The sequence below is a fragment of the Novipirellula methanifontis genome (assembly GCF_052161655.1).
Lineage (GTDB): Bacteria > Planctomycetota > Planctomycetia > Pirellulales > Pirellulaceae > Novipirellula.
Genome location: NZ_CP197418.1, coordinates 1,956,934 through 1,973,114, shown reverse-complemented (window position 1 = coordinate 1,973,114; position 16,181 = coordinate 1,956,934). Strand labels below are relative to the sequence as shown.

General features: G+C 52.9%; 11 protein-coding genes and 1 riboswitch. Of the genes, 3 read left to right on the top strand and 8 right to left on the bottom strand.

Translation table 11 applies throughout. The features are described 5' to 3' along the window. Positions 1–22 precede the first annotated feature (22 nt). The 4 genes from SH528x_RS06975 to SH528x_RS06960 form a co-directional block, all read right to left on the bottom strand. Positions 23–1,600, bottom strand: coding sequence for a type II and III secretion system protein family protein (locus SH528x_RS06975; protein ID WP_442509797.1), 1,578 nt, complete (start codon positions 1,598–1,600; stop codon positions 23–25). A 201-nt stretch (positions 1,601–1,801) separates the two neighbouring features. Beyond that, positions 1,802–2,893 carry a Flp pilus assembly protein CpaB gene (gene cpaB, locus SH528x_RS06970; protein WP_442509796.1) on the bottom strand — a complete coding sequence of 364 codons (1,092 nt, stop codon included), beginning with the start codon at positions 2,891–2,893 and terminating at the stop codon, positions 1,802–1,804. A 410-nt stretch (positions 2,894–3,303) separates the two neighbouring features. Beyond that, positions 3,304–3,861: an A24 family peptidase gene (locus SH528x_RS06965; protein WP_442509795.1), complete on the bottom strand. Its 558-nt coding sequence runs from the start codon at positions 3,859–3,861 to the stop codon at positions 3,304–3,306. A 438-nt stretch (positions 3,862–4,299) separates the two neighbouring features. Continuing rightward, positions 4,300–4,485 (bottom strand): Flp family type IVb pilin, encoded by a 186-nt coding sequence (locus SH528x_RS06960; RefSeq protein ID WP_442509794.1) that lies wholly within the window; start codon positions 4,483–4,485, stop codon positions 4,300–4,302. A gap of 181 nt (positions 4,486–4,666) precedes the next feature. Then, positions 4,667–4,781: riboswitch (cyclic di-GMP riboswitch) on the bottom strand. 497 nt (positions 4,782–5,278) lie between these two features. Here SH528x_RS06960 and SH528x_RS06955 point away from each other — a divergent pair. Further along, a complete protein-coding gene (locus SH528x_RS06955) occupies positions 5,279–5,647 on the top strand; it encodes an Hpt domain-containing protein (RefSeq protein ID WP_442509793.1) in 369 nt (122 codons plus the stop codon). An 87-nt stretch (positions 5,648–5,734) separates the two neighbouring features. Here SH528x_RS06955 and SH528x_RS06950 read toward each other — a convergent pair whose 3' ends face one another. The 4 genes from SH528x_RS06950 to lepB all read right to left on the bottom strand — a co-directional run bounded on the left by SH528x_RS06950 (position 5,735) and on the right by lepB (position 11,859). Continuing rightward, positions 5,735–6,682 (bottom strand): hypothetical protein, encoded by a 948-nt coding sequence (locus SH528x_RS06950; protein ID WP_442509792.1) that lies wholly within the window; start codon positions 6,680–6,682, stop codon positions 5,735–5,737. A 57-nt stretch (positions 6,683–6,739) separates the two neighbouring features. Further along, positions 6,740–8,791, bottom strand: a complete 2,052-nt coding sequence (locus SH528x_RS06945; RefSeq protein ID WP_442509791.1) for a thioredoxin domain-containing protein — start codon at positions 8,789–8,791, stop codon at positions 6,740–6,742. 97 nt (positions 8,792–8,888) lie between these two features. Beyond that, positions 8,889–9,770: an LPS export ABC transporter ATP-binding protein gene (gene lptB / locus SH528x_RS06940; protein WP_442509790.1), complete on the bottom strand. Its 882-nt coding sequence runs from the start codon at positions 9,768–9,770 to the stop codon at positions 8,889–8,891. A 43-nt stretch (positions 9,771–9,813) separates the two neighbouring features. Further along, positions 9,814–11,859: a signal peptidase I gene (lepB, locus tag SH528x_RS06935; RefSeq protein ID WP_442509789.1), complete on the bottom strand. Its 2,046-nt coding sequence runs from the start codon at positions 11,857–11,859 to the stop codon at positions 9,814–9,816. Between the two features lie 541 nt (positions 11,860–12,400). Between lepB and SH528x_RS06930 the strand changes: the two genes are divergently transcribed. Together SH528x_RS06930 and SH528x_RS06925 are read left to right on the top strand one after the other, a co-directional pair. After that, positions 12,401–14,146 (top strand): tetratricopeptide repeat protein, encoded by a 1,746-nt coding sequence (locus tag SH528x_RS06930; protein ID WP_442509788.1) that lies wholly within the window; start codon positions 12,401–12,403, stop codon positions 14,144–14,146. Positions 14,147–14,359: 213 nt separating this feature from the next. Further along, positions 14,360–16,153, top strand: coding sequence for a hypothetical protein (locus SH528x_RS06925; protein WP_442509787.1), 1,794 nt, complete (start codon positions 14,360–14,362; stop codon positions 16,151–16,153). Positions 16,154–16,181: the final 28 nt, after the last annotated feature.

The following is a 16,181-nucleotide window of genomic DNA, read 5'->3' as shown; positions in this document are numbered from 1 at the left end:
CGACCCTTGCATTGACGTCCATTTAGTTTTGAGGTGACATCACTGTCACGCCATCGCCGATGACGGTAGGAGTTGCACTTGGCACAATTGCTCCCTGTGGAATACTTGGGTTCCCCAAGATTTCTTGGTCGAATCCATTCGGATTGCCACCGAGGAATTGTCCACCGTACGCAGGGGCGGCACTAAAGCCTTGGACACCGTTGTAGCCATTAATCTCTTCGCCGCAGTTGTCACCCTTCATGTTTGGTACTTCCAGGAAGCCTCGAAGGTAGAACTCTTTGTCGTTAGGCGACATGGAATTCAAACCAGGGCCGCCGGTAGGGGCTTCACAGGGATCCATCGCAGCAACCACTTCCGGAGTCACCGTTACAAGCAATTCAATGTCGTTGCGACGTTCTTTGACGCGTCGAAAGAACGTTCCGATATAAGGCAGTTCGCCAAAGAACGGTGTCGCTTGACGGGTCGATTCTGTACGTGTCTGCAACAAACCGGCCAAGGCAAACGTCTGACCTGCCTGCAACTCGATTGCGGTTTCTACATAGCGATGCGTGAACGCGAACACTTGGGTCGAATCATTAATGATCGAACGCGACGCGTCGACCTCGCTCACTTCCGGACGAACTTCCAATCGAATGCGACCGGGACCTACCACGAAGGGCAGGAAGTCGACCGAAGTGCCGTACTCTTCATAGCGAACCGATACCGCACCGTTGCCCGAAGGAACAATGTAAGGAACTTTACCCCCGACGATGAAGCGAGCGGGCCGCCCATGAGTTGCGACCACGGTCGGTTCCGCAAGCAGTTTGACTAAGTCGTCTTGGCGAAGGGCTTTAATCAATGCTCGGAAGTCACCAGTCAAGACACTTGCGTTAGCTTGGTCTGTGGAATGAACAACACCGCCAGCGATTGTGCTCGCCGAGGCATTGATCAAGCCACCGGGAGCGTTCACAAACAGGTTACCCGAGTCAAGAATCGCCAAGTCGATACCAAGGTCACGGAATTTCGTACGCGAAATTTCCATAATCTTCGTATGCAACAGCACTTGCTGTACGCCAACGACCTTGATGTTGTTGACCACCGTTGAATAGAACTGCTCAACAATCGAAACGGCACGGTCAACGTCATCGACGCTGGTGACCGTTCCCGAAACAATGGCACTGTCGTTGATTGGCATGACCTTGAGCGATGCGAATGGAAGTTGGGAACTTAAGATCCCTTCGACTTCGCGTGCATCGGCAAGCACCGTGACGTCAACCGTGTAAAGTTTGTCGTTGGTGTCCCAGAGATTCAACTGAGTCGTTCCTGGCACCTTCGCGAAAATCTGAATTTGATTTTGCGAAACCGGTGTCGCTCCAATCACTTCCTCGTTATGCACTTGGAATTTTGGAATTCGATCTTCGAGTGTCAAAATTCGACTGCTTTTGACCAGCATCTCAAAACGTTCAACAGTCTGAGAAATACTGTGTGCTGCCATTGATTGGTTCGATGTCAACTGAACCGGCCCGTCTGCTTTTGCAGCAGACATGGGGGCAGTTAACACAAGGCCCATCATCAGCATCAGAGATGCGGTGGACTTGGTTGTCCAACAGTTCATTTCCATCGCGAAAGCATCCTTGCGAAGGCCTGGTGATTGGCGAAGCCAACTATGATTTTAGAAAGCATCTGTGCTTTGGACAATCAATTCAGGCAGTAACGAGTAACAAGTTCTCAGGTAAAGATTTTCAAACACGCTTTTAGAAAAGTCGAACGACTTTGGGTACCGCTTGCCCTCAGGTGCAACGACTTTTCTCTCATCATAGTTCTAGTAACTGGACGTCGACGTTGCACGTTCGCCGGAGGGCTCAAAGAACGGGCTGTCGGCTCCGTTGAGGTGACTGTAGTCGCCGGATCCTGCTGGCGGACGTTTGCCCGCAGCATTCCCGTCGGTGTGCGACGGATCCGATTGTGAAGTCGTTTCCGTTTCGGTCGCCTCTTGTCCGCTGCCGTCCGTAGCACCCGTGTCACTCATGACAACAGGAACTTCATTCGGAACGACCCAATACTTAATCATGCGGCCTTCGACCATCTTGATCATCTCGAATCCATCTTTGCGTTTTTTCGGTGCTGCGACAGGTACGGGGGTCACCGGCGGTGCAGCCACTGGCTCTCTCATTTCCTCGCGGCGAAGATCCTGGGCAGTTTGGTAATCTGCAAGCCACTTTAGGAAGGATTGAGCTGCTTTGCTCGGTCCTTCGTCGGATGTGGGTTCTTCGTAGTCGCCGGGGTTGCCAAGACTCAAACGTATTTTCCCAAGTTCGTTGGCGTAGGTCCAAGCGTCAACGTCGTCGCTGCGAATGGATAGTTGAATCGTACGAGCCGCAGTTAGTTTCGCATCCCCTTCAAGCCGATCGGTGTTGCCGTCGATCGCAAAAACGCGAACGCCGGTCAAAACCGTTTTGGTCATGGTGCGAGGAATCAATTCGCTTTTCGTAAAGAACGCCATCACATTGACGCGGTCTCCAGGTTGAACCAAGTTAGAAATGCTGTTCTCGGCATCCGCTCGCATCGCTACGACGCTGTACCCCTTGGGGGCCATTGCGGTATTAGTGTCCATTAATTTGACCGGCATGACTGCTTCGCCGGCATAAAACTTTTGCCTGGCGAATTTGCCGTCAAGCAATCCAAGGTCGCCCACGGCTCCCTCGGGAATACGATCGGCGGGCCACGCCTCAAGCCGAATTTTGTCAGCAGTGACTTGCTCGCCAATGTCAATCGCTTTCGCAGCGACAAAAATATCGACGGTAGGTGCAGCTTCGCCCGTGGTTCCGCGAGCCTGCATCCATTGGCTGATGCCAACGGCTGCAATGGTACCGCAAACGCAAGCTAGAAGCAGAATGAGTGATTTGTTTCGCATGGCTATTCAGACGTGCCTGAAAAGGAGCAGTCGTTCGTCAGAACGATTGTAGGATGTCGAATTCGGCTTAGCCCGTATGTTCCGACTCACATGGGTTTTCGGTTCAGCAGGAGCGATCGCTGCAACCGATACTAGAGGGCTAGTACGACCAGTGCATTTGGAAAAGTTGACGCAAACCACCTGGATTAACATTTGGTGATTTGTAACGGCTGTTTTTGCTTCATCGCGTGCCCGCGAAATCTTGATATTCTCGGACGCAATGCCCCTCGAAACGGCTTGCGAGCATTCCCCTAGTGGTCTGGAAAAAACAGGCAGCACTGCCCCTGGTGAAGTGGGCTTTCCTTAATAAATCAATCACAAAAAACCAAGGAAGCGCCAAATGCACTCCCTTGGTATTGGTTCATTTTTTCTTAGAGCAACATTCCAGCGATCGCGAAGTAGGCGATCGAGCCAATAGCCATTGGGATGCCATAAGGCAATAACTTCATTGTGGGTTTTCGCTCACGAGCAATCGCAGCCAGTTTGGAAGGGTCTCGAACCGTCTTCCATTCCTCAAGGATTTGTCGTGCCATTGCGTAATGCTTGAACCAGTTGCCGCTTGCCATGATCATGAAAGCTGCCATAACGCCGCCGACGATCGCGGTGTAAGCAAATGCCCAAAGGGTCACGATCGTGCCGAGCCAAGCGCCAACACCAGCGAGCAGCTTGACGTCACCTGCCCCCATGCCACCAACGTTGCGAAGAACCAGTAGCAACATCATGCCAACGAAGGTTCCTAGCAGACTATAACCCAATCCAGCAAATCCACCGGAGATCGTCCAGTAAACCCAACCGCTGATGATGAAGGGAAAGGTCAACCAGTTTGGCACCTTCAAAATTGCGCCGTCGATTACTGCTGCAACGACGAGTACAATCGTGACAAACCAGACGATCCAGTGGTCAACCACCGTGTGAAACAAAGTATCCATGTGTCTATCCCCGTAATATGTTTTGTGAGTAAGCTTTTTCGGTCGCGGTACAGAGCATGCAGAGCGTTGGGAGCCTGCTAGACGCTCGGGTGCGAAGCGATTGTTTCGTCAGCGAGGGCCAATCAACCAACTAAACATCGCGAACAGAAGCGTGACCAAACAGCAGGAAAGCTGCCAGGCATACGCGGCCGCATCGGCGGGAATCAGTGGGTAGTTCATCGGTTTTTAGCCTCCCGAATCATCGGGGTAGCGAACGAAATAAGGTTGTTTTGGGCTTAGACTTCGGGAGACATGGCCCTTGGAAATGTTACGAAAGCGTTGCGTAGCACTTGTTTTATCAACTGCAAAAATCGACGCAGCCGACACAGACCGCGAAATCGCGATCTGTGCCGGACAATGCGACGAATTGTTTGTTAGCCGAACGAATTCGGCAAACGACTAGGATCCACCGCCGGAGATGGCGTTGCCTACAGCTTCGAACTTGGTGTTCGCAGCGGTACCGATCGAGCCGACCGAAACCAAACAAACGACGATAATCAAAGCCAACATAACGGCGTACTCAACAGCTGTTGGTCCGTCTTCTTCTTTCAGGAAGTTTACGATACTGGTAGCGAAATTCTTCATGTCTCTCTCCTCGCGAGTGAGATGTGAATCATCGTTAACAGATGACTCACGACGATGCTAAAAATACGAACGTATTCGACGTGAATGCGTTCAATGCAAGGGCAGCCTCGTCTCCGACTTTCGTCTGACGTGCCTTGGTGCACCGAATGCCAAGAGATAAACTCTCGAGCAATCGATTTTCCGTGGCAACCTGGCAATCCTGAAGCAATACTTTCGATCGGAAACCGATCCAACGTATCACTCACGGACCCGTGGTTTTGCGCCCCGTCCTCTCGAACGGTTTGCCTTTGTCACGGAGCAAGGCCGACCAGATCTGATGACTTGCACACACATGCAAACCTTCGTCCTGGCAGCGAACCAACTTTGATTCGCTCACTCTTTACACTTTGAAAGTACGATACGATTCGTCCGAGTCAAAAAAGTCCGAACGCGGAAGCCATAACGATTGGATAAAATTGCCAATCGAAACGGTCGTGACGATAATACCGCTGAGTCCCCCCCGATTTGAGTCCTTGCGACTGCGAATCTCGCCTTTGAGGTGCTGATCCGTCGACTTGCAAATAGCTTGAACCTTGGATCGCAAACTGACCGTCCGTCGTTTGCGTAGGCGGATCGCTCGTTGCCTCTTTGTAAACACCAAGATTGCATTTCGGGGGTTCAACTTGCCTCAAGGACCGGCGACAATAGAGATGCAGCCAAGTTGCGGACGGAGCTTCATGCACGACGGTAAAGGTTGGAAGCTGCGGCCGGTGCTCCGCTGATAATGAATTAACTCCCACAAAGGTTCCAAGGTATGGACGAATCACAATCCCCCTCCCATGATTGGCGTGCACAGCTGAGCGGGCATGCCGGCGATCACAAAGAAACGTTGATTGCGATCAGCGACGCGTTTCTGGAAGAGGTGCCGCTTTTGATCAGCCGAATTCGCACGGCGTCACAAACAAAGGATATACGTACATTGCGAACCTCCGCTCATACGCTGAAGTCTTGTTTTCGCTATGTGGCAAGTGACGAGGACGTCGAAGCCGCCGCCGAGATGGAAAGGAATGCCGAATCACCTGAACTGATTAGCCAACAGCAAATCGATCATCTCGATGAATTAGCAAAGAAGTGGTGCCAACGCGTTGCCCAGCTGAAAGCCGAAACGGCAGAGTCCAACTAAACGGGCCCAGGGAATAAACGGGCCCAGGCAAGTTTCGGACTCGTAGAAACCAGGCAATACATCGCACGCAAAGAGATAGAGTTACAGTTATCGCGGTTGCACTGCGTTTGCGGTCACCAAGGTGTTGGATTGAATATCCAAAAATAGCTTGATCACTTCGGAGGCGGCCAGCAGGGTAGCCGACCAGATCGCCGACATGATTAATATAGGCACCGCTGTCAATAAGCCAGCGAACAGCCCCGCAACACCTTCTTGCGTCATTCCCAACACTGGAATCACTAAAGTGTAGATGACCGCCAGTCCCAGAATGAGACACGCTAAGCCAAAGTAAAGTTTTCGGATCAACTCTAACATTGGATAGCTGCGTTCCAGTGGCAGACTCGTATGCGATACCGTCTGAGTCGGTTCGGCCGACGTCGTGTACGGATTCATCGCCGGGGGTGTCGCATGCGGAGTGCCACCACCCCCCGCAGTCGCTGCGTTGGGGCTTGTAGAAGCAGATGCTCCTGATCCGCTAGACGTTGCGGCAAACTCGGGCCCAGTATCGATTTTCGCTGCATCAATTTTTACTGCGGCGGAATCGTTGTCCGATTCGATTGAAAGCTCGTCGGCAGCAAACTCGGGCACGTCGTTGCTGTCGGGTTCAGTATTCGCAGGAGCCAGTTTGGGAATTTCGATCGCGTCAGATTTGCTTCCTTCCATTACGATCTTGGGCGGAGTGGTCTGGGAACTTCCTCCCTTTGCGGTCACGATCGAGGGAGCCGGGGTCGCTTTTTTTGCCGAGCCGCTGAAATCGGGAATCTCGCCTTGCCACCGCGTCGGTGGTTGCTTGTCCCCTTTCACCACGGGAATGCCGCCTGCGTCTTGCGCCCCTGATTCCGAGCTGGCCGTCTTTGTCTGCGTGGTTTCCGGTGGAGCGACCACTTGGCAAGCCGTTTTGCATTTGGGGCATTTCACTTGACGCCCAATCGCTGCGGACTTGACTCGAAAACCTTGGCCGCACTTACAAACAACGGTGATAACTTCGGCGCTCATAATGACCTACTGAAAACGGGAATCACATTTCTAAATCTGCGGTTCCATTGTAGCCATTCACGCAGTCGCTTGCCGAAGCAACAACGCAACGCCGTCCCCAGTCAGGGGGCGTTCACATGTAAAATTTTGACATCGGTAGAGCGTTGGCTTTCCATCGATGACTTCGCGGCCTCGGTTCAATGAGGCGACGGGTCCGGATTCGGGAGCTTGGCCGATCACCCACGACAAAGTGGCGTGCGGTCGATAGTGGCCAAGAAATTGAGCACGCCATGCGGTCATCGTTTCGACGTCCGGGACTGCGAGCACCCATTGTTCATCGTCGTGCAACATTCGATCAAGCGAAGACAACAACGCTCCACACGCGGCGGCTTGCGTCTTCAGAATGGGCCCCGCCAATTTGAGTGTCCGCTCGGCTGCTACTCGATAGGCATCCACGCTCGTCAATCGCGACAGCTTCAACAGAGCCATCGACGCCGACGCATTTCCACTCACCAAACTGCCGTCATGCCAATCTTTGGTGCGTGTGATCAATTGCTCGGCATCATCGGCGGTGTAGAAAAATCCGCCGGCTTCGGAATCCTCGAAGTGCAAAATCATCACATCCGCTAACTTGCCTGCACGAGCGATCCAGCGGGCATGGCCGGTCGCTTCAAACAAGGCCACAAACGCTTCGGCCGTGTAAGCGTAATCATCCACGTACGCATCGAGATGCGATTGGCCTTGTCGATACGCATGATACAGACGCCCATTGTCGGACATCATCTGATCGAGCATAAAATTCGCCGACCGCTCAGCAATTTCGATGTACTCAGGACAATCCAACCCTCCGCCCGCGATGGCAAAAGCGCGAATCGCAAGGGCATTCCAGGCGGCCAGGATCTTGTCGTCACGCCCCGGGCGGACACGTTGAAGTCGCTCATTTCGCAAGCGTTCGCGATCAGTCGCCAACTCTGCTGCTAAATCGGGCACCGCCAATTCGACCGCCCACTCGGAAATCGGTTTTGGCAGGTTAGGATTGTTTTTCCCTTCAAAGTTTCCTGAGTCGGTGATGTCATAGATCTGACAAAAACGCGCACCGCGTTCGTGACCGAGCACTGCGATGACTTCGTCTGGCGTCCAAACGTAATACTTCCCTTCGACTCCTTCGCTATCGGCATCCTCGCTGCAGTGGAATCCGCCCGATGGATCGCACATCTCGCGAGCGAGATAATCGAGAATATCTTTGGCGACGATTGCGTGACGATCATGCCCGGTCACTTGGAACGCTCGCACGTACACTTCGGCGAGCAGTGCGTTGTCGTATAACATTTTCTCGAAGTGCGGAACCAACCACTTTGCATCGACGCTGTAGCGTGCAAAACCGCCACCGATGTGGTCGCGGATTCCGCCGGCGGCCATTGCATCGAGTGTTAACTCCGCTGCGTCCACGAGTTCTTTGTCCCCGCTGGTGTGGCCGCGTCGCAGCAACAGATCGAGGTCAGTGGCATGCGGAAACTTTGGCGCCGAACCGAATCCGCCTCGTTCTCGATCGAGCACTTCGAGCAAATGGCTCGTTGCATCGCGAATCACAGATTCCTCGGGCAGAGATGCTGAGGGCTCGCTCACACCGAGGGCTAATTGTCCGAGCGACGATGTGATTTGAGCTGCATGTTCTTCGACTTCGCTGCGACGGTTCAGCCAGGCGTCAGCTATCGCGTCGAGGATTTGCGAAAAACCCGGCATGCCCCGCTGCGCCGTAGGAGGCCAATACGTGCCGGCATAAAAAGGTTGTTTCGCGTGATTGAGAAACACACTCATGGGCCAACCGCCGCGGCCGGTCATCAGCTGCAGCGAGTTCATGTAGATTTGATCGATGTCGGGGCGTTCTTCGCGATCGACTTTGATCGAAACAAAATATTTGTTCAGAAATTCAGCGATCGCGGCGTTCTCAAAGCTCTCGTGTTCCATCACGTGGCACCAATGGCATGCCGCGTAGCCGACCGACAAGAACACCGGCAGATCTGCCTGGCGTGCTTTCTCGAATGCTTCCTCGCCCCACGGATACCACTCTACCGGATTGTTCTGGTGCTGAAGCAAATAGGGGCTTAACGATGTGGAGAGATGATTCACGATTGGTGCACCCTAACTTAAATTCAAACCGCTGGAACAAGAAGAATTGTCTTGATTTTAGCGATTCCAAACGCATTAAGTGAGCACTGCGACTGTATTAAACGTCGGTAACCGAGCGGGACGGTTTGCGAGTCCCTTCGTCGGATGGACGAAAATGGGGTCGCGGCACCGTAGGATGCCCAGCACTGCTGGTTGCTTGTGCCGACATCTCGGCTCGTTGCATTGGGCTTTTGGCTGCCGCATCCAAATCACCCAGGTATTCTTCACGCACCTTCGGGTGTTCCTTGACCTCATCGGGGCTTCCGTCGATCAACACTTGACCTTGGTAGATCACGTAGCAGCGATCGACCGTGCCAAGAATTTCGCGGGCAGCGTGATCGGTGATCAGGACGCTGATCCCACCGTCGCGCAGTTGCTTGATCACACTTTGAATCGACTGGACGGTGACCGGATCGATCCCAGCAAACGGTTCATCGAGCATCACGATCTTTGGATCGGATACCAGGCACCGGGCGATTTCCAAACGACGTCGCTCACCACCACTGAGCCCCGCTGCTCGACTTTTGCGAATATGAGTGATGTTGAATTCTTCGAGCAATTGCTGCGTGCGGTGCTTTCGTGCCGAGCGATCCATGCCCAACAATTCGAGCAGCGCAGAAATATTCTGCTCGACGGTCAATTTCTTGAACACGCTCGGTTCTTGTGGCAAGTATCCCATGTGCCCGTCACGCGCCCGCCGGAACATCGGCCAATCGGTGACGTCGGTCCCGTCCAGGAAAACGCTGCCGCGGTCGGGTTCAACCATTCCACAGATCATACGGAAGCTGGTCGATTTGCCTGCCCCGTTAGGACCAAGCAGGCCAACGATTTCAGCCTTATCGACGTGCAGGTTCACTCCGTCAACGACGCGGCGGCGACCATAGGTTTTCTGCAAATCGAACGCTTGCAGAATCGGTCGATCTTCGGAATTCGCATCCATGCTATTTCTGCTTTTAAGTAAAGGACGTGCGGAGAGTCTGAAACTAGCGGATCAACTTCATTCGCCGGAAATTAGGAGTAAACGGAACCGGGGAGTTCCACGAATGAGGCCAAAACACCATTAAGGCTTTGCCTACTAACAGGTCACGGGGAACGTAATCGGCTCGTGCCCAAGCATCCGCTTCGGCGGTCATTCCCGGTCGCAACTTCGTGCCCGCCCAGCAGCGAGCATCCAAACTTTCGGGACTATTGTCACCCATCGGAAAGAATTGATCTTCCTCGAGATTGAAGCTCACACTGCGTCGAGTCTGCCAACCCTCGAAATCGGACCACAATTCAGGCTCGGCCATCATCTGTTGAAATTCACCCATCAGCCGCCGCATTAGTTCCTGGTTGTGAAAACTGAAGCGGCCGTTGGTCATGTCTCCCAACTCTTCGATGTCGTAATCGTACATGCCAGCGTCCGCCGACTTGGTGGCGATGTAATATTTGTCACGATCGATGCGTAGTTGATGGATCGTGCTTGTTCCGCCGCGAACGCCGACGCCGGCCGGAGACGCATCGAGCGGCGTTCCAGCGTCAACGTAGTACGGATGATTCTCGGCGTCCGATAGGAATTTACGAGCATCGTATGTCGTGGGAGCATCAAACTCGACAACCGAATCATCAACCCAGAGCACGATTTGATCGTCACAGTTACTCATTCGCACACGGTGTCGTGAACCCGCAGTTACCGACGTTTGGGCGGTAGGGTGAATGTTTGTTTTATCGCCGTCGGCACTAAATGCACGCGAGTCGTCATCGCCGATGCTCAGAGCTGCAACACCGGTGGTTAAATCGATGGCACAGCGATAAGGGATTCCCGATTCGACGAGCTCGAAGACAACCTCTTTGCTTTCTGCCGACGTCTCCACATCGGCCTCGAATATCAGATCGCCAACCCAGTGCACGCCATCGCGTGACAAGTCGCTCGAACCGTAGGAGGCTCGCCCCTGAAACTGGTTAGGCCCCTCGCTTGATTTGTACGAGGGGCTAAACGTTCCCGCCGAATAGCCTCCGTTTAACATACGCGAGATTCGTGAAAACCAGCTGGACCGAGTTGGCAGCAAGGTGGGACGCTCGTCATACACACGATCCGCATTGACGGTGACATAAGAACCGTAGGCGTAGAAGTCGGTGATCAAGCGGCTGGAATACGGATCGACGTCGGCCAATGAGAGGCCTTTTCCCGCACGATCCCATTGCTGTTCGTCGGGCCAGCGATGGTAGTATCGCAACCAATGCGTTCGTGCAGGTGCTTCCGGGGAAAGTGAAGCGGTGAGTCCCTCGGCGTTGCGAGCAACATTCCACGAATCCGTCGGTGGCGAGGTTGCTTTGTCGGTCCACGGTTGCCAACGACTTGGATAATTCGCCGCAATCAATTCAGGCGATTGAAACGCCGTGTCGTAAACGAGTTGGCTCATCGCCAGCAGTTTGTCGGCAGGTTTGCGAATGATCTCATCAGCACCGCCCTCATCCTCCACCGGACGACGATAAACATCACCGTGATGGATTCTCAGCGTCTCGCCTGGCAAACCGACTAAACGCTTGATGTAGTTTTGCTTTGGGTTCCCCGGAAACTTAAAGACGATCACATCCCAACGCTCGGGCTCACTGAGCGTGTAGGCGAACTTGCTGACCAAGATTCGGTCGCCATTGAACGTTTCGTCATCCGAGTTGCCTTCTAGATCCATCGGATTTACGTGCCGGCAATTCGGGCAGATCCCGGCAACGACCACTTCATCGGTCGAGGCACCGCGGCGTTCCAAACTAGCACCGACTTGGAACAAATTCCCGCAGCGGTCACAGGTCAGGTCTTTATGAGCCCCCATCAAAGTGGGAGCCATCGAGCCGGTGGGAATCACGAAGGCTTCGGCTAAAAAGGCACGGAATAGTAGCGCCAAGATAAACGCGACCACAAACGCCTCGACCGTTTCTCGTTGGCCGGACATGCGAAAGGTTTCAGCACGGACTTCCGCCGGATCGCGATTTTCCACTTTGGCGGCGGATTCGTTTCCAGAAGATGGGTCTTTCTTGTTTTTTCGATTCATCAATGTTTTACAACGGAGTGTCACAACGAGATCACAAATGCGTCCGCCCATTGTGGAAAATTGCTTGGCTTCGGCATAGTAGCGGTTTTACGAGAGCTGCGGAACTTCGATTTCATTCGTTCTGAGACCTGCGATTCTTGGCAGCACCTAGCCGAATTTTGGGTGTCAGTCCAAATTTCGACCCCTTAAAGACCGTGTTTTGGCTGCTTTGCTAGCTCCCGTGATAGGGTCCCAGCCTTAGTCGAGCACTCCCCATTGGGGGATGCATGAGGCTCACTGTTCTGGTTGCTGCGATTCACAATGCACAAAAACGGCAATTGCTCTAGAATAACGACGCGAACTCAGTTCCCCGCTAATCAATCGTTTTCCGGAGATCCGCATGCGTTTCCGCATGAATTCAACTTCAGCCAGCCTCGGTCTGAGGTCTGTTTTGACATCGGTGGCGATTATTCTATTGTCACCAAGCCTCGGATGGGGGGGGTCGGGCGATGAGCCGTCGCAAAATTCCGGGTCGGATTCAGCAGAATCTTCCGTCAATCAATTGATAGATAAATTGGGCAGCGAAAGTTACGCGACTCGGGTTCGAGCACGCGAAGCGTTGGCCCATTTGGGATTGCAAGCTTTCGACGAACTGCATCTTGCTCAGTATCATCCGGACAGCGAAATTGCGATGACTGCCCGTCATCTGGTCAGCAGTTTATTGGTCAGTTGGTCCAAACCAAGTGACTCTGACGAAGTACGCGAAATTCTGCACGAATACGGTGCTCAGAGTGTCGAAGAACGGCAGAGCCGGATTGAGCGTTTGTCCGAATTGCCCGATCGTGAGGGACTTGGTGCATTGGTCCGGCTTACGCGATTTGAAACATCGCTTGATCTTAGTCGTATCGCGGCGCTGGCAGTGATGCAGCAAAAGTCGGCGGAAGAAGTCGATCAACGAAAACAACATGCAGAACAAATTCACGAGGGGCTCAGCAGCTGTGATCGAGCCGCAGCGACTTGGTTGGATGCCTATGCCAACGATCTGCAAAACGGAACATATGATGCAGAGCAGTGGACGGAACTTGTTAGCGAACAACGACGCCAATTAGATACCGCGTCAGCTCAACAAACGACACGTGATTCGGTGTTAGAGTTGGTTCGCGTCTGCGTTCGTCATGCTTGGTTGAATGACAAATTCGATGATGCACTTGCTCTAGCCAAAGCGAACTTGGATCTGATTCCACCGACGACTCGAGACCTGACGCACGCATGCAGTTGGGCGATTGAGAACGGTTTGTATCCAATTGTGCTCGAACTGCAAAAACAGCATCTACAAATGTTCAATGCGCAACCCATGTTGCTGTATTCAGCCGCCGAGGCGATCAGAGCGGATGGAGATTTAGAGCAAGCAGAGCGGTTAGCCGAACGGGCCATTCAGATTCGTCCTTTCCCAAGTGACGAAACCGAACGTGAAAAAATGTCGCCTAACGATCTCGAAGAAACGGCCCAAACGCACCGTGAAATCGCACAAGAACTGCAGCAACGTGGATTATACGAGTGGGCCGAACGCGAGTATCGAGCGATTATCGACAACCTCGAAATGGATGCGTCGCCCTCGGTGAGCGCTCGTGATCGACTTGCCACAATGCTTGGCGATTTGGAACGACATCAAGAGGTGGTCGATCTGTTGACGCCGCTGATCGATCGGATTGAAAGTGACGATCAGCTTAAAAATCGTTTGAACGCATTGCGATTCACCTACGACGAAATGCGAAGCAACATCCAGTGGCACTCGGGGTTGCAAAAGATCGAGCAAGGAGACATCGAGTCGGCAAAACCTTTTCTTGCCAAGGCGTTTCGGTTGAGGCCTGAAAACATTGACATTTTGATTTCAATGTATCGGCTCGATCAAAACGATCCCGTTTGGACAGAAATGGTTGACGCTCTGCTTGCTCAAAACATTCAGCGCGCGAAACAAGAAATTGCAAGTATCGAAGTGATGATGAAACAACAAGCGAGGTTTCAACCACGTGGTTACGAACTCGCTCAGGCTCTCAACCAATACGCGTGGTTGGTTAGCAATACCAAAGGCGACTACGATCAAGCACTCCGCTACAGTCTGAAGTCAATTGAACTGCTGCCGAACGATTCTGCACTACTTGATACATGTGCACGTTGCTATTTCGCCACCGGTGACTTGAAGAACGCCGTGGCGACTCAACGAAAAGCGATCCGGTTGACGCCACACTCGCCACCGATGCTCCGCCAGCTCGAAGAGTTCCAAGCGAAGCTCGAATCGGCAAACTAGTCGGCAATCCACGACGGTTGGATCCGCGTTTCGGACTTGTTTCTCAGTGGTCGTCATTCCCTCACGCTGCGATCTTTCGCTACAACCGTCACAACTGACGAGGTTTTCTGGTCACAATGGTGGGGTTCGCTGGGGGCGAACGAATCGTGACGTAGGTTTGGTGTGGTTTATCTCCGAATCACCCCAAATCTATTGTTTGTTGGAAGTTTGACTATGAGGAAATCGTCACGGCGCAAATCGGACCCCCATGCGACCAAGACGCCACGGCGTCATGACGCGTTTTACCTACTCGTTGGGTTTACGTTGATTTGTCTAGGAACGTTACTTGGATTGTCCGCGGGACTTCCAAAATGCCATCGTGCCTTTGCGATGAAGTCATTTGCGCGAACGATGGATATCACGCAATTGCAATCCGAAGGGCTCGGCGACAATGCGTTCGTCCACCTAACCAACGTCGATTTTGATCGCCCCCCACAGACGAGTCCACTCGAACAAGTCACCTCGTCCGTGGCCAAACTCGCAAACCCAGCGGAATTGGGAAGTGATCCTGAATTGATTCGCGGCAAAATTGAGGCGATGAAACAGGACATCGCTGGCACGCTTCAACAGGCACCCATTGGGTCCCTTCTTGAAGAATCACTTCGTGGCATAGCTTTGTTTTCCAAAGACACGGGCAGAACACAGGGAGCTCCGGTTGTAACGTTGGCTCGAAACAGTTCCATCGTGAAATCCGCGAGAGAGCAAATCGATAGGTTCAACGAAGTTCGCGGATATCTCTGTCTCGATACGAGCGCCGCAGAAGTTGGGATGATTAAAACACTCACCGCTCCAGACGCAATGGACCGGGGAACAACGCAGTGGTTAGCAGCTATCAAACAAGCGGGAAAATCCAACGAAAACGCCGTAACCACGTATCGAATCGAACCCCTCGAAACGCCTCCGACTAAAGCGATGTCGGTGGCGATACTGGCGGCATCCTTAGGGATGTTCTCGCTGGGATTGGTCCTTTGCGGATCTTGTTCACTTTCGATTTGGACATGGTTGTTTCTACCGGCCCCATCGATGTTCAGCCTGCTTGGTATTCCGCTGCGACGAGGACGTGGCGGAAGCAAAATGCGTTTCGCCTACTCGTTCGTCGGAGTCAGCTTGTTGATGGTCGGTGGCTACGAAATTTATTTACTGGGTGGCTTCGGGCAACCTGAAAGTAACTCGCTACACCATTCGCTCGGCTTTCTAATATTCGCGACAGGCTTTGCGGCTGTGCTTGGCACCATCGCAAATGCACGTACGCCGAAACCCGAAGCGATTCCCACGGTTGCGATGCCAAAGCCAACAGAAAACTCGCCGAGCGCCATCTTGCGTTACAATGCGGATCCGATTGAAGACGAACCGACGGCGTCAAAGGCGGAACTCGGTAGCGAGAAGCCACGTATAAAAACCTACCAGGATCCTGTGCTAATGGCTGCGATGGACGACAATTGCAGCAGTCTGACGATGCAGTACATTGACCGACTCTCCGAACTTGGATTTTCGAATCCCGCCTTCGTTCGCTTGCAATCCTCTCAGTCGCTGCCTTCGATTGGTCTGCTGTTGGGATGCAATCACACGGTGTTAGCCGAAGTCACTGACAATACTGTCAATCCGACCATTCGGATGACGAGTATCTTGCACGATGGTCTGCCGATCATTACGGTTTCGGAAACGGTCGCCAAAAGTGATCAAGCCAAGTTTGCAACAACGGGCGTCTATCAATCGGCACCTCATCAGCCATTGAAAGCGATGTTGGCAAAGCATTTGCAACAAGCTATTCGAATGTCCGAAAAACGCGACAGCAACATTGTCACGATCGATCGTGATGAAAAGTACGAAGTCTGCTTATTGAGTCGTCGTGCCTTCGCCGATGTGCGGTCGCAATACGAAGAGTCGAACATCGCAGTCGGACCGGCGTCTTACGAAAGGTTCGCCTTCCCACCTCAGCCGATCGAAGAGCTTACCGTCACTAGTTGAGTAAGTCGCTAAATACAACTCAGCAAAA